The 22888-nt window shown below is 45.9% G+C and carries 21 protein-coding genes and 1 tRNA gene; 5 read left to right on the top strand and 17 right to left on the bottom strand.

Annotated elements, in window-relative coordinates:
* Positions 1-26 precede the first annotated feature (26 nt).
* From OU814_RS13235 to OU814_RS13260, 6 genes are all read right to left on the bottom strand, one after another.
* Positions 27-1097 carry a PilW family protein gene (locus tag OU814_RS13235; protein WP_017286433.1) on the bottom strand — a complete coding sequence of 357 codons (1071 nt, stop codon included), beginning with the start codon at positions 1095-1097 and terminating at the stop codon, positions 27-29.
* Between the two features lie 27 nt (positions 1098-1124).
* Positions 1125-1880 carry a type IV pilus modification PilV family protein gene (locus OU814_RS13240; RefSeq protein WP_148668932.1) on the bottom strand — a complete coding sequence of 252 codons (756 nt, stop codon included), beginning with the start codon at positions 1878-1880 and terminating at the stop codon, positions 1125-1127.
* A gap of 126 nt (positions 1881-2006) precedes the next feature.
* Positions 2007-7421 (bottom strand): hormogonium polysaccharide biosynthesis protein HpsA, encoded by a 5415-nt coding sequence (hpsA, locus tag OU814_RS13245; RefSeq protein WP_268183446.1) that lies wholly within the window; start codon positions 7419-7421, stop codon positions 2007-2009.
* 588 nt (positions 7422-8009) lie between these two features.
* Entirely contained in the window at positions 8010-8246 is a 237-nt protein-coding gene (gene rpmB / locus OU814_RS13250) for a 50S ribosomal protein L28 (RefSeq protein ID WP_017286436.1), read from the bottom strand.
* Between the two features lie 83 nt (positions 8247-8329).
* The gene (locus tag OU814_RS13255; protein WP_268183448.1) at positions 8330-9511 is read right to left on the bottom strand and encodes an aspartate aminotransferase family protein; all 1182 of its coding nucleotides are present in this window, start codon (positions 9509-9511) and stop codon (positions 8330-8332) included.
* Between the two features lie 247 nt (positions 9512-9758).
* The gene (locus OU814_RS13260) at positions 9759-11729 is read right to left on the bottom strand and encodes a bifunctional aldolase/short-chain dehydrogenase (RefSeq protein WP_017286438.1); all 1971 of its coding nucleotides are present in this window, start codon (positions 11727-11729) and stop codon (positions 9759-9761) included.
* A 325-nt stretch (positions 11730-12054) separates the two neighbouring features.
* On the opposite strand from OU814_RS13260, the gene OU814_RS13265 reads away from it, so the two are divergent.
* On the top strand, positions 12055-12261 hold the full coding sequence (locus tag OU814_RS13265) for a hypothetical protein (protein ID WP_017286439.1): 207 nt from the start codon (positions 12055-12057) through the stop codon (positions 12259-12261).
* Between the two features lie 466 nt (positions 12262-12727).
* Here OU814_RS13265 and OU814_RS13270 read toward each other — a convergent pair.
* Positions 12728-12800 (bottom strand) — tRNA-Val (locus OU814_RS13270).
* A gap of 79 nt (positions 12801-12879) precedes the next feature.
* On the opposite strand from OU814_RS13270, the gene OU814_RS13275 reads away from it, so the two are divergent.
* Positions 12880-13428 (top strand): metal-binding protein, encoded by a 549-nt coding sequence (locus OU814_RS13275; RefSeq protein WP_017286440.1) that lies wholly within the window; start codon positions 12880-12882, stop codon positions 13426-13428.
* 30 nt (positions 13429-13458) lie between these two features.
* Positions 13459-14268: a nucleoside triphosphate pyrophosphohydrolase gene (mazG, locus tag OU814_RS13280; RefSeq protein WP_026148431.1), complete on the top strand. Its 810-nt coding sequence runs from the start codon at positions 13459-13461 to the stop codon at positions 14266-14268.
* A gap of 56 nt (positions 14269-14324) precedes the next feature.
* On the opposite strand, the gene OU814_RS13285 is transcribed toward mazG, so the two are convergent.
* From OU814_RS13285 to OU814_RS13300, 4 genes are all read right to left on the bottom strand, one after another.
* Positions 14325-14672: a type II toxin-antitoxin system PemK/MazF family toxin gene (locus OU814_RS13285; RefSeq protein WP_017286442.1), complete on the bottom strand. Its 348-nt coding sequence runs from the start codon at positions 14670-14672 to the stop codon at positions 14325-14327.
* Positions 14669-14914, bottom strand: a complete 246-nt coding sequence (locus OU814_RS13290; RefSeq protein WP_017286443.1) for a DUF2281 domain-containing protein — start codon at positions 14912-14914, stop codon at positions 14669-14671. Before OU814_RS13290 ends, OU814_RS13285 begins: the two co-directional genes overlap by 4 nt.
* A gap of 217 nt (positions 14915-15131) precedes the next feature.
* The gene (locus OU814_RS13295; RefSeq protein WP_017286444.1) at positions 15132-15905 is read right to left on the bottom strand and encodes an ABC transporter permease; all 774 of its coding nucleotides are present in this window, start codon (positions 15903-15905) and stop codon (positions 15132-15134) included.
* Positions 15906-16814, bottom strand: a complete 909-nt coding sequence (locus OU814_RS13300) for an ABC transporter ATP-binding protein (RefSeq protein ID WP_268183455.1) — start codon at positions 16812-16814, stop codon at positions 15906-15908.
* A 185-nt stretch (positions 16815-16999) separates the two neighbouring features.
* Here OU814_RS13300 and OU814_RS13305 point away from each other — a divergent pair, with 185 nt between their 5' ends.
* Positions 17000-17539 carry a phycobiliprotein lyase gene (locus OU814_RS13305; RefSeq protein ID WP_268183458.1) on the top strand — a complete coding sequence of 180 codons (540 nt, stop codon included), beginning with the start codon at positions 17000-17002 and terminating at the stop codon, positions 17537-17539.
* A gap of 21 nt (positions 17540-17560) precedes the next feature.
* On the opposite strand, the gene OU814_RS13310 is transcribed toward OU814_RS13305, so the two are convergent.
* The gene (locus OU814_RS13310; protein WP_268183460.1) at positions 17561-18379 is read right to left on the bottom strand and encodes a prohibitin family protein; all 819 of its coding nucleotides are present in this window, start codon (positions 18377-18379) and stop codon (positions 17561-17563) included.
* Positions 18380-18477: 98 nt separating this feature from the next.
* The gene (locus OU814_RS13315) at positions 18478-19296 is read right to left on the bottom strand and encodes a TlyA family RNA methyltransferase (protein WP_268183462.1); all 819 of its coding nucleotides are present in this window, start codon (positions 19294-19296) and stop codon (positions 18478-18480) included.
* A gap of 123 nt (positions 19297-19419) precedes the next feature.
* Between OU814_RS13315 and OU814_RS13320 the strand changes: the two genes are divergently transcribed.
* The gene (locus OU814_RS13320) at positions 19420-20040 is read left to right on the top strand and encodes an exopolysaccharide biosynthesis protein (protein WP_017286449.1); all 621 of its coding nucleotides are present in this window, start codon (positions 19420-19422) and stop codon (positions 20038-20040) included.
* Positions 20041-20101: 61 nt separating this feature from the next.
* On the opposite strand, the gene OU814_RS13325 is transcribed toward OU814_RS13320, so the two are convergent.
* The 4 genes from OU814_RS13325 to OU814_RS13340 form a co-directional block, all read right to left on the bottom strand.
* Positions 20102-20524, bottom strand: coding sequence for a surface-adhesin E family protein (locus OU814_RS13325; RefSeq protein WP_017286450.1), 423 nt, complete (start codon positions 20522-20524; stop codon positions 20102-20104).
* Complete coding sequence (locus OU814_RS13330) at positions 20524-21189, bottom strand: hypothetical protein (protein ID WP_268183465.1); 666 nt, start codon at positions 21187-21189, stop codon at positions 20524-20526. Before OU814_RS13330 ends, OU814_RS13325 begins: the two co-directional genes overlap by 1 nt.
* Positions 21190-21446: 257 nt before the next feature.
* Complete coding sequence (locus OU814_RS13335) at positions 21447-21881, bottom strand: CAAD domain-containing protein (RefSeq protein ID WP_017286452.1); 435 nt, start codon at positions 21879-21881, stop codon at positions 21447-21449.
* A 344-nt stretch (positions 21882-22225) separates the two neighbouring features.
* Positions 22226-22888, bottom strand: coding sequence for a YqiA/YcfP family alpha/beta fold hydrolase (locus tag OU814_RS13340; protein ID WP_268183470.1), 663 nt, complete (start codon positions 22886-22888; stop codon positions 22226-22228).

Here is a 22888-nt window from a genome sequence, read left to right on the forward strand (position 1 = left end):
TAATCACCATTGATTTAGTGAGCGAACTATTCTGCTGCTTTATCTGTTACACCACGAGTCAGCACACGAGTTTCCAAAGAGATGGGGATAACCGGACGAGCCAGATTTACCCCAGCAACACCTGGTCTCCCAGCAGCATCACCTTGAATCCGAATGACCACTTCCTGGTTGAGTGCGCCTTTATTCTCAGTTCCTTTTACATAGACGTAAAAACCACGGGGCGGTTCGTTACTTGCCGAACTTTCTCGCCTTGGAGTTACTTCATATCCATTCAGAATTGGGGGCTGCGCCTTGTTGCCTGCTCCGTCATACAATCCAATTCGATCGACAAAATCTGTGAGCACAAAATTACTTGTCGTTCTACCAGGTCTACTAGCTTGTAGAGACAAAGGTGAAGATGCCGTTAATGTGGATATATTGAGTGGCCAGCTAAAGAAATTCGTTTCTTTACTAACCGGATCGACCCATCCCGTGTTGATCTGAGGAGGAATTTGAGCACCACCTTGAGCAGTAAACTGCGGTAGCTCATAGCGCCTAATCCTAGCACGACCGACTGCACCTGTTGTCTGTTCCGAATTTAGAGAATAAACAACAAGACTATACATTCGCCCTGACAGACAGGGAACTCCCCGAACCTCTGCTGGAAGATCTCGTGGATTAGCAAATCTATCTGCATTATTTTTGCAGCGATCTCTCAATATTTGAGGTAATGCATCAACTCGCCAAAATGCCAATACCGGAGTATTACTAGCGTTTTCAGAAATATTCTCGGGTAAATACCTCCTTAATCCAGGACACTCTAAAGTACTGCCTGTAGGGCGCTCAAGAAGGCAGTTACCGTCATATACATAAACTGCTTCTCGTACATCTCGTGCAATGTAATCAATAGCTGCCTGCAAATCTCTCTGGGTATCGCTTCGGGCAGCTTCTCGTGAGTTAGCCTGAATTAATTGAACGACCAGAACAAGCAGACCAGCCGAAATTATGCCTCCAATCACCATCGCAACGAGCAGCTCTAGCAATGTAAACCCACTGCGTTGAGTTTGGCGATAGAAAAAACGTAGCCAGGTGTGCTGTTGAAAGAATCCTCTAGACATAGTTTATCTACCCAGGGTTGACAATTTCTAGCAAATGCCAGTGAGTTGACCGTCTGCTGGTTGACACAGTTTTTGATAGAGTTCCAAATGACTGCCTTCAGTACTCCGAACGACTGTTGAGTATAAGACTGCTAAGGGGCGATCTAGTTGATTCCCCAATCCGTTCGTTGCTCGCAACGCAGCAGGCTCAGTTTTGCCTCTTCCAGCAAGTAATGCTGGCTCTGCCACAGCAGCGTATACGCGAACTCCCATGACAAATGCAGCAAGATTTTGAGTGCTTCTACCCTGGAACTGATTTCCCTGCTGATCTAGACCTTGGCTACGAAAAGTCTGCATCAGATAATCTGCAATACAGTCGCCGTTGGTATCTACTCGGATGAAAGCATTGATTGAACGAGATGGAGTGCCGTTCCAAGTAGATCCATTTGAAGTTACGTCATCATTGCCGCTCGTTCCAGTACCACAATCACGGGTCGAGATAACTTTTTTGCCTGATGCTTCTGTATTAGGTGCAGCAGGAAAATTACTCGAAGTTCGCTTTCTTACATCTGATTCTGTTGCACCTGCTGAGTAGGGAGGAAGTAGATTAAATTGAGCAATTTTCACTTCATTCCTCTCCACTAGGACGCGGACTCGATCAACCTCTCCTTGAGCAACCTTTAGAGCTTGCTCTGCACGCTGAGTTTGAACACGCGTTGCAACTGCCCAAAAAATAGGAGGTGAGATGCTAACAACCGTAATTGAAATAATTACAATTGCAAGTAATCCTTCAATGAGAGTCAAGCCTTGCTCAGCATTTGAGTGCTGTAGATTTTTTCGATACAACCTTAGCATTTGCCTTAGCTGTACGGAACTGAATGAGCAATGCTTGATCAGCTGGTAATTCTGCAGCATTTTGGTCTCTCCTCATTATTTAGGACAGTTCGTTGAAAGGCTAAAAGCCGTTTTTGCTGCATCGCAAAGAGATGTAATGTAGGGATCATTTGCAGGTGGCTCAACGTAAAACTCACTGCGACTACTGCTTGGGCTTACGAAGCGAGATGCTGCTGGTCCCGCAGCGCTGAATTGAAGACCTACATCATAGCCCCAAAAACGGTTGGGAGGGACATAGTAAGCTATGTTCTCTCTATCCACATTAGTCGTATCTGACGGCTCTAGATTTTCGAGTTCAAAGGGGGCAGTGGCATAGTTCGTATACTGGAGCTGAATGAAAGAGCCTGCAAAATTTAGGGCTGTCTTATCCCAACTCTCAAGGAATCGCGGGAAGTTCTGCAAACCCCCATAGCCTTGCTTTAGACGAGAAGGGCTAATTCCACTGACAATAATCGAATTGATGCGAGATGCCGCTGCTGGAATGAGCGCTCTACCGGAGCTATCAGTGCCATATCTGAAATATGGATTAGAAAACGCGACGTTGTACGGAACAGGCGGCAGCAGTTCATCACGTTTCGGAGTTGAGTTTTGTACTGGGGTTAGCTCTGGAAGTGAAGAGTCTTTCGGATCTCTTGGTGCACCAGTGGTGTCTCTAGGACGAGCTACAAGAGGTTGACCAGCTCGCGAAATCTTGACTGGAGCTGCAAAATCGACCCAGTTACCATCGCTATAGTCGTTTGAACTGCTTCGACGAGGGGCGGTTGCATTGTATCGCGAGTTTTCTCGTACCCAGTCCCATCCACTGTCACGAGTTCCGTCTATCTTTCTACCTAGATTGGCTGAAGGACGATTCTGATTATGGAAAGAGGTAAATCTTGCGCTTTGACAACCGGGATCGAATAATCCTCTGTTAGGTTGATGATAGTACGAGCGATCTGAACTCATCTGACTAAAGCTAGCGCTATCAAAATCAGGAACTGGATAAGAAGACCCTGTAAAGCCTGAGTTTCTGATGCTGTTTGGAATGAACTGCACAAACATATCCGAAATCGTACCATCGCAGAAGTTATCTGACAAAAACGAAATACTATCTGCCAAAATCTCTGTGGGTCGCCAGCGATCAGTATTGGGAGCTGCGAATCGGGAATCGCGCTTAGCGCGAGTAGAGTAGAACTGGTTCGGGTTGTACGTCGCACTGTTGGGTAATGGTACGTCAAACTCTTCTAATCTTGTACCCAGCGTATCGTCTGCTCCATCTTGATGGAGGTTAAAGTCTCCTTCAATGTAAGTAGGTTGATCTGTAAACAGAGATAGACCACGATTGTTATCTACTGCATCCACAATGACTCCTTCAAAACTGCGGTTTCGCATAAGCTGCACACCATTCCGTAAGCGGAAGCCGTGGACACGACGATCAGGATCAGGGTATTCATCAATCGTTTTGATAGACTTTCCATTGCTCTTGATAGGTGGATCAACAGGGTTTGCAGGATCGCGTAAATCCATTTTGCAGTTTGTCCCTGTGCATGATGGTCGAGAGATAGCATCTTCTCGAACTGCATCCTCACGGAAAGCGTAAACGATGCCGCTAAGTGGTAGCCAAGTATTATTCTTTGAACTAACTCTTGTGCTCCGAAGCATTCCCAAATCGATATCCAGAGTTCGAGCTAGCATTAACTGACGACCATCGAAAAAGGCGCGATCAAGGAATGGAACTGCAATTGTATCTAACTCATTCACATTACCTGCTTTGGGAATTAGAACTAGGTTCGTTGAGTAATTCGCTCGAGTATTACTATTAGGAGAAGCTTCCAGAGAACGAACACTACTGGGCGGAAGATAGGGAAGTTTCCACTTGTCTAATGCTCTAGGTGTTAGCGCGACATCTGCAACCGAGTAATCTTCAATCGGAAAAACTTGCTGTGTGCTAGGTCTCCGACTGAGGAGACTATCAGATGGCGTTGCTGGGAAAGAGACACTTGGATGACCTGCTCTTCCCAGAGCTTTCGTATCGCTGATGCGCTTGAACTGAGATTTCATGCTTGCAATATACTGATCCTGCGCTGGAGAAGCTTCTCCATTTCCAATGTAAGGTTCTCGAAGAGGTTGCGCGTGGTTGTATCCTGTAGTTGTTTCTCCATCGTGATCATGAGTCACTTCTGGGAAGAGATAGTAAAGTGATGGAAACTTGGGTAGAACGGTATTCCCACTGTCGCTAATTGTTCCACAAAGTCGTGACAGAGCTAGCCGATATTGAGAAAAACGAGTTCGTGTAAGGTCGTCGGTTGAACGAGCATAAGTAGGAAAATCGGTAGATGGTGCAGAACTCAGCCTGCCTGCGGCTAGAACAGTTGAAGCTTTCTGCTGGAGTGAGGACGAAGTTCTGTCAATGCTTAGAACTAGGTCATCACCGTTAAGTGTAAATTGATCAGGGTCGCAAGCAGCGGGCAAACGTTGGAATTTATTGCTAGTCGCATCTGGATCTGCCGCGAAACCTGGAGTAATGACAGCGTACTCCCCAAATATTGGCGATTCTTGGAATCCAAAAGTACGATCGCGGCGGATTTGATGATTCAGCATAATCATTTCTGCCATACGCATCTCGTCCATGAATTGTTGGCTATCAGGCGCAAGATTTTTCCCGCTTGAAGACAGTAGATATGCTCGCAAAGCACCAATAAAAGCTTCTGGAGGAACTGATTGATAGTCCTTAAGACGATATTGTTCGAGTTTAGCGGTGTTCGTGGCTGCTGAATAGTCGTAAGTTCTCAGGCGTTCTTTAGGAAGAACTTCTGGATTATTACGGGCTATTTCTCCATCCATGAGCAGCCGTAGATCATCTGCCAATACTGCCATCACCCTTCTCGTGGATCCAGAAAGCGATCTATCATTTGACGGGTTGCTGGGATCAAATTTCTGAATTTCATTAATGTTGTAAGCCAACATCCCGATCGTACAAGCTGCTGTTTGCAAATAAGTTTTATCTGCGATGCTTAAACCGTCATATCCCTTAGTTCCAACATCAGCTAGCGCTCGTTTCAAACTTGAGAAATCCCCCCACATTGATAATTTTGGATAGGGGTGAATGATTGTGTCATTCGGTGTTGGTGGAAATGCTCCAGTTTTGGGATTGCCGCTGGAATCTTTTTCGTTTGGATTGTAGTCTCCTGCAAAATTTGCGAGGTTGTCTAGTGCTTTGCGCAGAGGACTATCTGTATTCTCGATCGCTGCTTTAAATCCACTAGCACTTCCGCCTGGAGTATCAAATTCCCAACCGTTTGTGCCCATACCTGTAAAGAAATTGGTCAGGAGAGAGCCATCAGTTGTTTCATCTGTACCTTTAAATCCAAAAGGTTTAAAGATGAGCGACTGGCGGAGAGTCAGCAGCGTACCAGGATGAGATGTTGTTGCAAGACATGCGACTGGGTAGTCTTTCCCATTCTCATCAGATGCAGAATGATAAATCGCTGTGCTTTGAACAGAAGAGAGATTATCTCTCAAAGTGCGACGGTGTAAGTCAATGTGAGAAAGCCGCCCAGTTGATGTCGCAGGATATGGTTTAACTGTTACTGGATAAAGGGGATCGCCTTCATGCTCGTATACATTCTGGTCGATAAATTTGCCAGAAGTACCACCAGGATTGCCAACATAGCCATTTTTATCTTTGTCGTCTGGAGCATACCAAGTAAACAAATTACCAAGTTCCAGACGTTGCCCGACGATAATTCGCATCCCTACTGAGCGTGCCCGACGCTCCCAATAGCCATCTAGACCTACATTGGCTGCATCTTTGTCAGCGGCATCTGGTTCATTCTTGAGCAGTGCTGATTTATTGGATGGGATGGGCTTCCCAAAATCTCCAGACGGGACGGTTTCTTTTGCATACTTCGGCTTGGGACCCCAGCGATCGTCAGCACGATATAAATCGTCTACATAGGGAGCAGGTTGAGAACTAGCATATATACGCTGATCAACCTTTTTTGGAGGCGAATCGGTAGTAAAACCAAAGGCCGGGAGATCCCTATTTCTAAGATTCAGGTATGGCTCGCTTCGATTATTACGAACATTTTTGGTTACGCCTGTAGGGGGGGCAACATTCGTATATCCATCTTCTGTTAGCACAACCTCAGGGTCAATTGTAATATCAATTGGATTTGATGCTTGACTTGAGGCTGTATCTTTGTTGAGTGTTGCCCAGGTTGCCCTATTAGTTGGTGTATCAGTGTGGAGGTGGATGACAGCGCTATCGTCAGTTCCTTGGTTAGGACCATCTTTCACGACTCCAGCAGCAACTAGACCCAGTAAATCTCGATTCGTTTCTCCAGATTCTGGAACTACGTTTGTGACTGTAATTTCCGATGAATCAGGATAGTATAAACAGGATGCAGGCGCGCTAATCAAGTAGGCTGTAAAGTTCTTATTCCCAACGATTAAGCTGCCTTCGGTGTGCATCGCACCGTTCCAATTAAATGTGGCGCCCGGGTAAATCTCCAAATCGTGACGGAACCAAGCTCCCCATTTGTTGCCGCGATCGATTTGGCGATCTTGAACAAATTCCAAAGTCGCCTTGGTATCTCTTGAGTTGCCAGGAATGACTAGAGCATCAACTTGGAAGTTTTTACGCAGAATTGCACTACTGACTTTGTCGTCAAACCATCCGTCTGGCCCTGATGCGGATGTGTTTGCAGAACTAATGCTGCATCCTAGCGCTCCATCGGCTCTGAGTGGAGCTTGCCGAACGTACATATCTTTCGCTTTGTCAGCATCGCTCATTTTCAATAAGCGAGTTGCAATCGTCTCAATTGTGCTAGTTCTTCCTGTGCCAACTGTTTGTGCAGGAGGAGTGTTTAGAATGATTGAATAGATTGTAGTAGAGTCTTTAGAACTATCAATCTTCCCATCACCATCAGTGTCTGTTTGAAAAGCCCAAACGTTTTGAGCTTTGCCATCTTTAAAGATGCGACGCTCATCGGGAAAGGTATAAGGATCAATGGTTGGTTTACCGTCTTTGTCTGCTATCCGAAGAGTGCTAAAGTCTCTGCTATCGCGGTCTTTCCCATTGTTAAGCAGCATTGCTTCTAAAACGGTTTGTGCAGGCACACCGCTGGGAAGTCGAGTATCTTTTGTAGAGTCAAAGAGGAACTCCAGTTTGGAGCGAGCGCGATCAATTGCTGGAGTTGCAGCGTTATAGATAACGCGTTGTTGTGCTTCTCCAATCACTTGGACATTGCGATTATAGGCACGGAACGTCAGTGCTCCGACAGTGAGCGCTACGACCAAAATCAACAGAACTGTTGTTGGCAAGATGAAGCCTGCTGTTGAGAGATTGCCTCGCCGTTGATATAGCAAAACATAGCGGAGAAGGCGATTAACAAAGGTCTTTGTAATCTTGCGGTAGAGACTTCCAAGACGGTGAAAGAAACCCTGGAGATTAAGTTTGTGATTTGACATAGCTGCTGAGTTGGCAGAAAAAAGTGACGATCGTGCGGTACTCGATCGGAAGGGGAATTCACGATCGCAGATGAGCATTCACAGGGGCAACTAATGCTAAATCGACGAAACCTACTAGTTTAGATATCGTCCAATATTTGCCCGTGGAATAGTCAAGTCAGAGCTTTGTAATGTTGTCAAAACTCTATACTTTGGTGGAGCTTTCTCTACTGTCTTCATAATTGAAAGCAGAGTCAACCGAGAAGACACGCGCTCAAATCGAACGAAGTTGAGACAGTTCCGATAAGCTACGGAAAAACTCAGATAAGCCCTAGGTAGATTGCGGAGATTGTCCCGAATTCTGGGTTGAAGAAGAAAGCGAGGGAAGTGGATGCAGGTATGTTACCCATTTCATTGAGGATGACTACCAGGGATTGAAGAATTAGTGGATGAAAAATAAAACTGGAGTTGAGCTATTCGTTGCTCAACTCCAGTTTACAAAGTATAGACATTACCGCAAGAACACCTAAAATCAGCGATCGGAGGGTCAATTTTTGTCTTGCAAGAATTGACGATTGCGAATTAGTCTATCGGGTTTTGGCAGATGAATTACAGGCGGCTGAGATCGATTCCAGCTTCTTTGGCAAAAGCGTCTAGGCTCTTGTGCTCTAGAGTTTTGATTGCCTTAGTTGAAAGACGTAGTTTGACCCAGCGTTTCCCACTTTCCCACCAAATTCTTTTGACTTGCAGGTTTGCTTCTTGTAATTTTTTCGTGCGACGGTGGGAGTGGGATACTGCCATTGCGTTGTTGGCTTTCTTGCCAGTCAGTTGACATCGACGTGCCATAGTTTGGTCTCCGATTGATTCTAGATTAGGATTTCTCACAGCCTTCTATTATATGCAATTGAGGGCTTTTGGCAAAAGTGAGATTAGTTTAGAGTCGTTAGGGCACGATCGACCGCCGCGATCGCGCGATCGATTTCTTCAGAAGTGACGATAAGCGGCGGGACGAACCGCAAGACTTTTGGACCCGCAGGGACGAGAAGAACGCCTTCTTGGATAGCAATTTTGACGATATCGGCTGCGGTGAAAGTGCTGTCAGCACTGAGTTCTAGACCGTCAATGAGTCCCCAGCCGCGAACGTCGGAGATTAAATGAGGAAATTTTTGGGCGAGTTGGATGAGTCCTGAACGCAGTTGTTCGCCACGAGCTTGAACGTTTGCCAGAAGATTTTCGCGTTCGAGTGTGTGGCAGACGGCAAGAGCAACAGCACAGGCAAAGGGATTACCGCCAAAAGTGCTAGCGTGATCCCCTGCGCTGAAAACATTGCAATGAGATTTGCAGAGCATTGCACCAATAGGAACTCCGCCACCCAGACCTTTCGCAGATGTGAAAATGTCAGGTTCGATATCGAGATTTTCGTAACCCCAAAGTTTACCGCTGCGACCCATGCCGACTTGGACTTCGTCCATGATTAGGAGAATGCCTTTTTCGTCGCAGAGTTGGCGAACGGTTTGGAAATAGGCGCGATCGCCAGGACGAACTCCTCCTTCACCTTGTAAACCTTCGAGCATGATTGCTGCGACTTGAGGTTCGTTGCGATCGCGCTCCGCGATCGCGCTCTTTAGCGCTTCAACGTCATTGTAGGGAACGTAATGAAACCCAGGGACTAGGGGATCAAAGTTTTGTTGATATTTGGGCTGTCCAGTGGCGGTAATGGTAGCAAGGGTGCGCCCGTGGAAACTCGCGTTCGCGGTGATGATGATGGGATGAGTAATGTTACGGACTGTGTGAGCGTATTTGCGGGCAAGTTTGATGGCAGCTTCGTTGGCTTCAGCGCCAGAATTGCAGAAGAAAGCACGATCGGCACATGAATGCTCAACGAGCCATTTGGCGAGGTCACCTTGAGGGGTGTTGTAATAGAGATTGGAAATGTGGACAAGAGTTTGAGCTTGTTCGGTGACGGCTGCAATCATAGCGGAATGAGCGTGACCGAGAGTGCAGGTGGCAATTCCAGCGACGAAATCCAGATATTCTCGTCCTTGGTCGTCCCAAACTCGGCAGCCTGACCCACGCACAAGGGTTAGGGGAAAGCGGGCGTAAGTAGACATGACGTATTCGTCGAATTCTGCGCTGGAGAAGGGGGAGGATTTTACAAGGGTTTCTGGACTCACTGGCTTTTATCCTTGAATTTGGGGTGAAAAGAACATATTAATAGAAGTCTTTCGGGAGTGGGGAAAGGAATGAACTTTACGATAGAAGTTTGCTGACTTTATTTCATGAAACGGACATCTATATTTCGTGAAGGTTACGGTAAGCAAAGTTTGGAGAATGTTCTGAAACTGCTGAACGATTTCTCTAAATGACGCGATCACTTCCCCCATCCAGTGGCACTTGTGCTCCTATCGTTTTGGCAAAGGTTTTACCCGCCATTGCTGCAACCATGATGGCAACCTCGTGCGAGGTGATTTCAGTTTTTAGGAGATTGCGAGTTTTATAAGCGTCTACAGTGAGTCCATAACGGGCAGCTCGACTTGACAGGACTTCTTCGCTCCAAATGCTTGTATCGTATACGCAGTCAGGATGTACCATATTGACTCGAATTCCAAAGGGAGCGAGTTCTAAAGCTGCAATTCGAGCAAGTTGGGTTAGCCCGGCTTTGGCAACGGAATAGGCGGCGGCTCCTGGGCCAGGCGCGAGGACGTTGCGAGTTGCAATAATTACGATCGCAGGATCAATACCCTGTTTGAGAATCGGAATGCAGGCTTGTAAAAGTTGCTGATGGCTGGTGAGATTGACCGCTAAGCTTTGTTTCCAGATATCGGCAGAGAGATCCTCAATCAGTTGACTGCTTGGGAAGATGCCTGCGTTGGAGACCAAGATATCGAGTCCACCAAAGCGACGAACTGCTTCTGTAACTGCATGATTCAAGATATGCGGTTCAGTCACATCGCCTTGAATACCGACAAAATCTGGTTTGTTCATTTGTTCAACGATCGCAGGGTTCAGATCGAGTCCGATTACGACTGCGCCTAGCGATCGTAGATATTCTGCACAAGCCCGACCAATGCCGCTGGCTGCTCCAGTTACAAGCGCAATTTTTCCCTGAAATTCAGGTTCAGCTTTTGCTTTTCCCAGTTTGGCTTGTTCTAATTCCCAGTACTCCATGTCGAATAGATCGTTTTCGGGTAAGGCTGTCCACCCTCCCAAAGTTTCGCCTGCCTGAATGGCTCGAATGGTGTGGTCTACAATGTCAGTCGTGATTTGAGCTGCTTTGATACTGCGGTCAAATGTGAGCGTTCCATAACCACTCCAGACTGCCCAACGTGGTGCGGGATCGAGACATGTCAAAGACCCATTGGTATGACGATCGAAGTAATTCCGATATTGTTCGGCATAGGTGTGAATGTCGGTTTCCGGGTCTGTTCCCAGGATCACTGGAATAGGTTTGGTGCGGATGACGTGATCGGGAGTGATCGGGCCTCTCGTGGCGATCTCGTTTACATTCGTCAGTCTGGAGAATCCGACGGCTTCTGCAGTTTGATTGAACTGTGCGAGCATTGGTTTGCCCTGGACTTGAGAAATGGTTTTGCGAATCGTGGCTAGCGTGATCCAATTTGGATCTGTAGCGGGGGCTGTAGCGGGTGTGCTCACGCCTTGATCTGTGAGGTATGTTTCAGCTTGGGTGACGAGATGAATCATCTGATCGTAGGCATCACGGGCTTTGTCGGCAAAGGTAAAGATGCCGTGGTGCATGAGGATCATGCCGTCATAATTGTCCCAGTTGAGATTGTGAGTGATTTCCCAAATTTTGCGGGCTAGGATAAAACCTGGCATGACGTAGGGGATGACCAAGATACGATCGCCGTACAATTCTCGAATTCGGGCTTCTCCGTTTGGGCTGTTTGTGATCGTGACGACTGCATCGGCATGGGTGTGATCGACATAAGCGAACGGGATAATGGCATGTAAAATCGCTTCGACTGAAGGAGTTGGAGCGTGGGGATTGAGCATTGCTGCTCGCTGCTGAGTCACCATTTCGGAATCGCTCAGGTGCTCTCGCTCGGCTAATCGCTTTAATACTTCTAATCGAACAGGAGCAAATCCCGCTGATTCGATGGTGGCTAGATCCCAACCGCTGCCTTTGACGTAGAGAACTTCTTCTAGATCACCAAAGAAATTGGGAACCGTGACTTTAACAGAAGTGTTGCCTCCTCCGTGCAGCACCAAGTCCGGTTCTCGTCCCAGGAGTTGCGAGGTGTAGACCCGCATCGCTAATGGATCGCTGGCAAATGTCTGAGCAATGGTATCGTCCCATTGATTTTTCATAGCTCTATCGCTCCTGAGTCTTTACAGCAGGTTTTACCTGCAGAAGTTCAGGTTCTCAGCCTAAATTGAAAATGTCAATCTTCTGAAGATGGGCGATGAGGGACTCGAATCCCTGACATCCTCTTGGTCAGGAGGAATCATTTGACACTGTTGGGTTGTTAACAACATTAGAACTGCTTGAGTACTCATCTGCCTAAATCGTTTCTCTACTGAGATGAAACCTGGCGCTACGATCGCAGTTAATTTTGATGAATTGCAACCGATTGAGGCTCACCTTTAAGAGAGACTGATCGATATGACCTATCCTCTATTGAATGAATGACCTATGAATATAGAAAACGATTCTAGCGATCTTGTTGCTGATATTCTGGAACGCTTTCAAACTCTGATCAATGAAAACCTCAGCGAAGATGAGATTGAAGCTCGCCTCAAAACGGATTTTACAGAGGAAGAGCAAAAGATTATTAGTGAGACTTTTTTGAGCCTGCTCGAAGCAGGGGAGACCGAGCGCCACTTTCCATTAGATGGCTGAAGGGATAGAAGTAATATCGCGAAATTCGATTCCTACTTTGAGTCTTGCTGCTTTTGCATGAGGATCTCACTCAGAATTGCCTGAATTGACAGCACACAGAATGAGTTGGCAGAAAAAATCGTTGCTGACCTATGTGCACAGATGCAAGTCATATCACAAGGCAACGCCTTGCTCTCCCCGTTTTGGGATTCTATTCCCTTTACTATGGTTTTTGTCTCAATATCATGTAGGTAGGCACTGTAGCCACCTAATCAATCCAAAAATCTTCCCAATTTCTTAAATGAGCCTATAGGAACGGATAATATTTTGGCACTATTTTATTTTAACAGGAAATAATGGCCAGTTGTAAGCGAGTTTTAGCGGGAATCGATTTTTATTAACACACGCCCCAACTTCTCCAAAACCAATCGCTCCCCTTATCTTGGTTATTTTTGGAGACGGTAAATCTTACAACCTTCAAACATGATGGGCGATGAGGGGCTCGAACCCCCGACATCCTCCTTGTAAGGGAGGCGCTCTACCAACTGAGCTAATCGCCCGCGCTTTGCGTGCTTAATTAATATAACAGATAATTCAAAATCTATTACGATTTTATCCAGATTTCTTTTTTGATTTGCGATGCCTTCTGGTCGGACACATGACAGCATTACTTTATGGAGCTTACCGATCGTGGCAGGAATCACGTTCGGATTAACTCAAAGCGGCAATCTGACGCTGCTCGTTTCCGGGGGATTTCTCTTTGCAGGGTTGATGTTTGGCCCAGATTTGGATATTTACTCGCAGCAGTATAAACGTTGGGGCATTCTGAGATGGATTTGGTTGCCTTATCGGCGGGGATTGCGTCATCGATCGCTGATGTCACATGGGGCAATTGTTGGGACAATTGGGCGAATTCTGTATCTCAGCGTTTGGATTGTCTTATTTGTGAGCGTCGGAATTGTTTTGAGCGCGATCGTACAACAGTTCTTTGGGGCGATTCCCAATTGGCAAAATACAGTTCAGGTTTCGATGAGCACTGTGATGCAGCAGAGTGTGAGTTTTATTCAACGCGCCCCGATCGAATGTCTTGCGTTAGGGATTGGATTAGAACTGGGGGCAATGAGTCACAGTTTGAGTGATTGGATTGGGTCTCGGATCAAACGCTGGAACAAGCGACGAAAGCGCTAAAGTGATTGAGTGAAAAATCTGGGAAGCCCTATGAATTCTTCAATGTCTGAAACGCTAGAAGCCTTGCAAAAGCTGATCGAAGTCGTTGCCCAATTACGAAATCCAGAAGGCGGATGTCCCTGGGATTTGGCACAAACGCCGCAATCCTTGATTCCGTATGTGATTGAAGAGGCGTATGAAGTGGTCGATGCGTTGCGGAGTGGAGATGAAGCTGCGATCGCAGATGAACTGGGTGATCTCTTACTGCAAGTCGTTCTCCAGGCGCAAGTCGCACAAGATCAACAGCAGTTTGATTTAGCGATCGTGGCAAGAAACATTACCGAAAAACTGATTCGTCGTCATCCGCATGTTTTTGACAATTTAGCAGTCGAGAGCGTGGATGAGGTGCATCAAAATTGGGAAAAAATCAAAGCAACAGAAGCTCTGAGCGAGACGAAGCTGAGCGATCAGTTGAAAAAATATGCGCGATCTCTGCCACCTTTAGTCGCTGGCATGAAGATTTCTAAGAAGGCGGCGAAGGCTGGATTTGAATGGGAATCGATGGATGGCGTTTGGGAAAAGTTTCAAGAAGAATTAGCAGAATTTCAACACGCGCTCCAGTATGAGAGTAAAGAAAATCAGCAGGCAGAACTGGGCGATCTGTTGTTTACCGTGATTAATTTGGCGCGATGGGCGAATCTCGATCCAGATGCCGCCCTTCAGGGGACAAACGATCGATTTATTCAGCGCTTGGTGCAGATGGAAGGGGTCGTCGATCGACCTTTATCAGAGTATTCGCTGGATGAATTAGAACAGTTCTGGCAGCAGGCAAAAGCGAAATTGGCAAAAAAAGAAAGCTAAGCTTTGGCAGTCTTAGATCTTGCTTGGGAAGGAAATATAATAGATGCCTGGAAATTCTATAAACCTAAACAATATCGAACTGTAGCTTCAATTTGCTGCATTTTTTCGGTAGAGAGTTGTCCAGATGATTCAGGCGGGAATCGGGTTGGATCAATCGATCTCATTTGAAAGCAAAGAAAAACTGTTTCTAGAGGAAGTCCGCTTTCTGCTGAGGAAACACGAACATTTGTTGGATAATCACGGCGAACATTTTCTCCTTTTGTTCCAACTACGACTGTCGCAACAAGATTTGCCTGATTAATCGCATTGATCGATAAAACGAGAACAGGACGCTTACCCGATTGCTCTCTTCCTTTTACGGGATTGAGATCGACAAAATAAATTTGCCCTCGCTGGATACTCATGAATCTGCAAGACCATCCATTTCGGTCACTGCAAATTCTGTATTGATTGCAGCAAGCTCGGTCTGAATGTCTGGGTCATCTGCCATTGCAGTAATTTCTTGATCCCAAACTGAGCGCTGTAATACTTTCTGAGCGCGTTGCATCAGAAAATCAACGAAGTCCTCGACTTCAACCAGTTTCTCTTGGGGAAGTTGGCGAATTTTTTCTAGTAATTGCTGCTCAGATTCTGCAAGCTTATCCATCTTTGCTTCATCGCCTTGAAGATATGACAATTGTATCCCGGAAACAAGAACTGGAATTATGGGTATTGCTCCTGGTTCTCGAATGGGTGGTGAGAATGCGCTGCTGATTCGTGGTTTCTAAAGAAGTGCAATCAAAACTGATGCACCACCTATTATTCTGTTAACCAATCCTGATGTTTGAACTAATGAAATTAATAGTGCAAAATCTTTAAGTTGGTTAATACCCACTAAGTCTGCCGCGGCGTTTGGTTTCGCGTTCTGACCAGCGAAAGAGAGTAATGCCAATCACAAAATAGATGAGTCCATTGATCAAGGCGATCGCGAAAGTTCCCCAATTCAATCCTGCTTGCCGCGCCATCATATCCCGCATTAAACCTGCACCTGTGGTCATCGGAATCAAATAGCCTAAAATCTTTTGCGCTCCTGCCCAAGTTTCAGTAGGAATTGTCAACACGAAGAGCAGTGAGAAATTGAAAATGCCTGCAATCTGCTGAACTGTTTTGAAAATCAGTGCCAAACTTCCGATCGCAAATGCTAATCCATAGGCACCGAGAATCACAGTGATTAATGGCAGAATCAACGCTGCTGAGAATGATAGCCATCGTCCCGTGAGTGCCATGATGATGAAAAGGACGATCGTAATGACACCGCATTGAAGTAACAGATCTGAAACTGCTCTGAGCAACAGGATCTTCGTGATATTGAACGGCGAGATGAATAGCTGCTCTAAGGTTCCGACTTGGGCTTCGCGCTGTAACGTTGCATTGATACCATTCATGATGAAAATGACCAGCGACCACAAGGTATAGCCGACAATTACAGCATCTAAGCGATCTCCGAATCGAAATCCTGATCCTGCAATGTATCCAACACTGAGGAAAAGCCCGTAGAAGGTAATACTGAGTGCGATGACGCCGCCTAGAACTTCATGAGCATAGCGCTTGTACTGAATCCAACTCCATTTGAGTTGTGCAACAAATAATTCCAGCATTTATTTCTTTACCAATTTCAAGAACACATCTGCGAGGTTGGCTTGATCTTTTTCGATTCGCACGATCGCGCTTGGTTTTAAAATCTCTAAGCCTTGATACAGCAAGTCGATTTGCCGGATATAAATCGTTTTTCCTTCAATCACGGCATCGATCGCGGCTAATTTACTTCTGCAATCAGGGTCTAATTCCTGCTCTAATTCAATTCGATACGAGTCGCCAGAAAACTTTTGAATCAAAGTTTCTGTGCGTTCTTGAGCGACAATTTCACCCTGCTTAATAATCGCAACTCGATTAGATAATTCTTCTGCGATGTCTAGCTGGTGTGTAGTAAGGAGAATGGCTCGACCCTCTCCAGCGATTTCTCTGACCAATCGTTTTACAGTTTGAGTCGCTTCAATATCGAGTCCTAATGTTGGTTCGTCGAGAAGAAGTAATTGTGGTTCATGAATTAGCGCAACTGCGATCGCTAATTTTTGCTGCATACCGCGTGAGAGATTTTGCACGATCGTCGATCGCTTATGCATCAGTTCAAATCGCTCGAGCAAAACTTTCGCCCGTTGTCGTGCCACATAGCCGCTTAATCCGCGCAGCACTCCAAAATACTCCAGATTTTCTTCAGGAGTTAAGCGCCAATAGACATTGCGATTGCCTTCGAGTACGGCTCCGACTGACTTTAGCGCGATCGACTGTTGGTGGGGATCCCGTCCTGCAATTTTGACTTGTCCTCGATCGGGCAAAACTAACCCAGCAATCATCTTGATTGTTGTAGTTTTGCCCGCACCATTTGCTCCCAAAAATGCCAGCACTTCATGGCTTTCGATTCCAAAAGATACATTTCGTACCGCTTCGACTGTCTTGCCTCCGCTGCGGTAGGTTTTCTGTAACTGGTCAACTTCTAAAACTTGCATCAATGTTCAATCGAAATGGCTCTGTGACTATGATGACAGATTCAATCTTCTGTCTTTGGTTTGTTTTTCTATAAGGCAATCCCAATTATATTAATATTTGTGAAATGGTATTGTCTAAATTCCACAAAAATGGTCTAGATTCTTGGCTGATACCGTGTTGTTCATTTCACAAAGGAGCAGTTTTTGTGACTGTGGAGCTACTACTCTCTTCTCAGGCTGATGATCAGTTGATTTCAGCTTTTTTCCGACAATCTCAGGGGCAATGGCGATCGGAGCGACGATATTACACGTTGCCCGGTGGCGAAGTCAAAGAGGTTAACAGTTTGCTGACTATCCGTTTTTTAGAACAGGGCGATGCGGATCTGATAGAACTTGCCCGACTGCATGGACTTGCCGATGAAACCGCGATGACTTGCGGCGCGGCAGTGAGTTGGGAAAGCGAAAATAGCGCTTCGGGACGTGTAGAGTCCAAAGGCTCGACCCTGTTTGGGGTGATTGGCTCGGTGTTGTATCGCGATCGCGGTTTTGCCACCTCTAAGCCGATTACGGCTGGATTTTACTTCACCAATCCAGATACGCTTTGTCTGAGAACAGAGTACAAAGGCTCTGTGTTTGAAGAAGAACTCAAACTGGTGGGTGACAAATACCGCACCCGACAGACCATCATTTCACGCGCAGGTGAACAACTGATGATTGGTCAGTATCTGGAAAAACGTCTCGCTTAAGTCATGAAGCGTCTGTGCGAATTAGGGCTGAAGGAGTACAGGCGCTTTTTGATCTCCTCCGACAATAATCACTTTCGAGTTTTGCGAAGCGGCTAATTGCTGCATAGCTTCGATTTGCTTAAAGCGCAACGCTTGTTCACTTAATCCCTGCGACAAAATTCGTTGTGCATCCGCATTTCCCTGTGCTTCAATGCGTTTACGATCGGCTTCCTGCCGCTCCCGCTCCAAGACGAATTTCATTCGTTGTGTGTCTTGTTCTGCTTTCAGTTTTTCTTGTACTGATTTCTCTACGCTGTCTGGCAGTTTCACATTGCGGATCAGTGCATCTTCGATAATGATGCCGCGATCGCTCAACGCTTTGTTGAGATTCTCCCGAAGTTGTTGCGCTAAGGCTTGGCGATCGCTGGTGTAAATCGTTTTCGATTCAAAATTTGCGGTTGCACTCCGCATCAGCGATCGTACTTGGGGAACCAGCACGATTTCTTCATAGTTCATGCCGACCGTTTGATAAAGCTGTTTTGCTTTTGCTGGATCAATTCGATACAAAACACTAATATCGACATTCAGCATTAAGCCTTCTTTTGTCGGCGTTTGTAATGTCTCTTTGAATTCGCGGGTTTGAGTCGAAAAAGTGACCATGCGAGCCGTTGGATTCTTGAGGTGAACTCCTGGTGTAAGCGGTTGTTCTGAGACTTGACCATAGAAATCGACGATGCCAATTTCTCCAGTCGAAATCACTGTGATAGAACGTAGTAATGTGATCAATCCACCCATGCCAAGGAGCGCGGCAATAACAATCAACGGAATCTTCGATCGCAGATTCAAACTCATAGATTGCATATTTTTTTACCTTTTGATTGAGATGGAGTTAAAGTACCCAAATCGCTAGCCTTGCAATGAGATACAACTGCGATCGCGGACTTTCCCAGCTTCAAAGGTTAAGAACCGGATAAGGTTTTCTGTGCGAGTTGTGTAAGTTGTTTAACCTGTTCAAATTCAGGTGCATTCGTTACAGTTTCAGACTGTAACCAGAGAAGAAATTCAATATTTCCAGCAGGTCCTAAAAGTGGCGACCAAGTTAATCCTTGATAGTACCAACCCAAAGATGTTGCAGCGTCTAAAACTTGCACGATCGCACTGGCTTGATCTTTGAAATCTCGCACGACACCTTTTTTACCAATGCGATCTTTTCCTACTTCAAACTGGGGTTTCACCAGCAACACTAATTCTCTTGGAACTTGTAATAATTCCCACAATGCGGGCAGAATTTTTGTTAGCGAGATAAACGAAACGTCAACCACAGCTAAATCAGGAATGGGTTGATCTGCTTGATATAATTCCTCAGCTTTTAGATGTCGAATGTTTGTTCTTTCTCGTAAAATCACGCGCGGATCTTGACGCAAACTCCATGCCACTTGTCCGTATCCAACATCAATTCCATACACCAATTTTGCGCCGGATTGTAATAGGCAATCTGTGAAGCCCCCGGTTGAAATTCCGCCGTCCAAACAGACTCGATCGCTGACGTTAATCTGAAATTCTTCGAGCGCTTTGATCAGTTTTTCTCCTCCGCGTGAGACGAAACGCGATCGCGCTTTTACCTCAATTTCAGCATTGACTTCAACTTCCGTTCCCGGTTTATCAATCAATTGCTGATTCACGCGCACTTCCCCAGCTTGAATTAATCGCTGAGCCTGCTGGCGCGACGTACACAACGCACGATCGACAAGTAACGTATCCAGTCGTTGTTTAGACATTTCAAATCTTGAGCAAGCAATGTCTGCTCATTATTACGCAATCCGGGGGACGTCACACGTCCGACAAACCTATTTAATGTCAGGAAAGTAATGTTGAAGAAAATCGCTTGAGCCAATTTCCGTATGAGACTAGCCACTCGACGTTCCGAACTCCATACGTCAAAACTCTTGCAAGACTTTCTGCGACAACATGATGGCGAAACCATTCGGTTAGGCGATCTGATTCGAGGATTGGGTAAGCGATCGTTTGGACCGACACTCTTGATCTGTGCTTTACCGGAAGCCTTACCGTTACCGATCGCGGGAGTCTCTGCCTTTATCGGGATGCCCTTGGTTTTGGTTTCGCTTCAGTTAATGCTGGGCTATACAACCCCGTGGTTTCCGAAATGGATTGCGAATCGATCGATAAAACGAAAAGACTTTGAGAAAGGTGTAAACATTGTTTTACGTTATCTGGCTCGATTCGAGAAAATCATTCGTCCAAGATGGAAATTGATCACAACTCCGATCGCAGAACGGTTATTATCAATTTTCTTCTTTCTACTGGCTTGCGTGATTGTTCTGCCGATTCCCTTTGGAAATTTCTTGCCTGCGATCGCGCTCGTCATTATCAGTCTAGGACTGATTGAGGGCGATGGTTTAGTGATTGTCGTTGGAATTATTACTGCTTGTCTTGTGCTGGCAGTCATGGCAGGTGCGATCGTCGCTTTCTTTTCCTGGAGCATGACCGTGATCAAGCTCTGAATTCAATACTCAAAGAACTCCGAAGTCTAAACCCCGGAGTTCTCAGCACTGTAGCTAGGATCTAGGTTTTCTGTGCATTGCAGACGTAATTCATCACTGTATGAGCACTACTTCCCGCCCTTGGCTGAAACATCATTCCAGCTTCGCCATAATCAAACTTCTGAATCAGTTTGCGATTCTTCGTATAGGCATTCACCTTGCGTAACCGTTGCGCCTTCGCTCCACAATCTAACGACCAGCGAACTACTGCGCCGTGCACCGGTTGATCGACCTTCGTATCCAAAAACGCATTATTCGGCTCAGGAAATTCTCGATACTCCCAATACCAAACGATATTGCCATTGCGCTGAATCGTGCTGGTATCGACGAAAAACCGATCTTTTGCCTCGTTTTCTGTCACTTTTGTCCATTCCGCAGCACTTGCTGCCGGAGCGATCGCTGCACAAATTAAGCCAGCGATCGCCAAATTCAAAACAGCTTTCATTATCTTTGACTCGGTTGTTCAGTAATCGGGCTATTGGGATTGCTTCCGCGCACGGGAGGCGTAAGATTGCGAATCGCTTGTAAGGCAGATTGATCTCTCGGACGCTCATCTAATGCGCGCTGAAAATAGAGCCGTGCCGTCTTCTGATCTTTGCGCTGCGCTGCCTCAATCCCGGCTGCCATATAGCGATCGTAAAACGTCTTGGCAGTGGGTTTTCCAGGCTCCGTCACCTGATATGCTTTCACAACTTTCTGGACATAGGGAGCCGTTTCACGCGCATTGAACTTCGTTGGGTCGCCCGTCATCCACCAAGCTGCCAGGCGTTGCACCGCAGTCGTCTCATTCGTGTCTCTTGCGTATTGTTTAACCGCATCGCGCATGACACAAGTGACAATCGAACGTGCTGCTGCTGCATTGGCTTGAAACTCAGTCGGAGATAACTCTTTTCCTCCACATTGTTTTGACCAACGTGTGACATTTTCAGGTTTTACCTGCCAATCACTGTACAGACCTGTTACAGGTTTTTCTGGCTTAGAAGCTTGGCGCATGGCTTCAACAAGCCGAACAATCTGAGCATCCGTCATCTGAGCCGAGACAGGTGCAGCGATCAGACTTAGTGCAACGATAAAGCTTGATCGCGCTACAAGTTGCTTACAAAATTGCATAACCGCCTTTAAAGTTTTGCATTAAATGGAAATTAGGATCTGAGGACTATTTTGGTTGGATTAAAGTGCCACCCTGCGACAAACCGTATTTTACTTGAAGATCAGAAAATGAATCAGAATTTCAGCTTCAAAAAACTATGGAGGAATGGTGGAAAAAGATCAAGCGTGCGCTTAACAATTGCTTAAGTTTATGCATTACAAAAAAAAGGAGAGAATCAATTTCCCTCCTTTTTCATAGTTTGTCCGAATCGCCGTTTTTACTTGTTCACGTGACCCACGACTTGATCTTTCAACTTGTTGAACTCCTCGCCCAACTCACTCCGATTCGAGGCTTTGAGCAGATAGCGATAAATGAACCAAACGCTATATCCTAAGCCGATTAATTCAAACGTCGGCTCCAACAAAGGCACTTCATTAATTGCCCCAAGCAGTGCAAGCGTTAATTTCACAGACACGATCGAACCAAAAATCAAACCTGCAACCACGAGGGGTTTGCGTTGTTCTGAGAAAAACTTACCCAACAATTCTGGCAGAGTTGACAAAACCGTATAAGTTTTGTCTGCGATCTCGCGCCATTGCTCAGAGGATACACCAGATGACACAGGCGCTAGAGTTCCAGCCTCATCCATTTTGATTTTCGTTGGTGTTTCGACAGCGGTGGGGGTTTCCATTTCTTTCACTTCAGGTTCCATACTAAATTCCTTGGAAACAATAACCTAAATTCGTCTCGCTGGGCTAGACCTCCCAGTAATACGGACAGTAGCAGAATTCAAAATTGATTTTCGCTATCTCTCAAACATAGCGAAAGTTCAGACAGGAACTTGTCACTAGCAGGATAGATCATGACTTAAGAATTTGAATTCTGTAAACCCTACTTTTGATGAATTTTGAATCTGAACTAGAAGGTTCGAGTCCGGTCAAGTTTCACAATATAGTTAATTTGTTCTAGTCAGCTTCAGTTGACATTATCATATGTCGCGATCGTAATTTCAGCGCGTATTCTCACTTATTTTTTCCGAGCTTTTAGTTCTTAAAACTACAGTATGTCCCCATCTGTAATCGGTTTGGGGAAATTAGGGGATGCGCAAAACTCAAGCATGGCTTGCCAAATTTCAGGTTCTTGATCCGTCAACCCGTGATCGCTCTCCAGTTCAATGAATTTCACCCACGATCGCGTTTCTGCAAAGGTTCGACTCTGCGCGATCGGAATAATTTCATCCCGAATGCCATGCAAAATTAAGGTCGGGATCGGTTTCTGAAGTTGCGCTTCGTCGTATTGCTCTAAATCTTCGACAATTCCGTAATTCAAGAAGCGCGATCGCTGGTCGCCATAGTGATAAATCGACAGTGGATTTCCCGATCTCCATTTTTCTAATTCTTTTGGATCAAATCGGGGCAGCCAATGTTCGAGGTAATTGAATGCTGGGGCAAGCAGAATAATGCGATCGACGAAATCACAGCCTTCAGCAATCCAAGCGGCTGTTAATCCGCCAAAGCTCGAACCAATTAGGGTGACAGGTTCATCGATCAAGGCTCGAACTTGTCGGATTTGGCGAGTCAGCGTGAGATTTTGAAAATCCCCTTGATTGAGATCAGGAATTTCTAGAGAGAGACGAAGGGATTGAAAGCGATCGCGAAGGTGTTGGGCTTTGGTTGATCGCGGACTCGACGCAAACCCATGTAGATAGAAATATTTCAT

The organism is Leptolyngbya sp. GGD, from assembly GCF_026735145.1.
Classification (GTDB): Bacteria; Cyanobacteriota; Cyanobacteriia; order Leptolyngbyales; family Leptolyngbyaceae; genus Leptolyngbya; species Leptolyngbya boryana.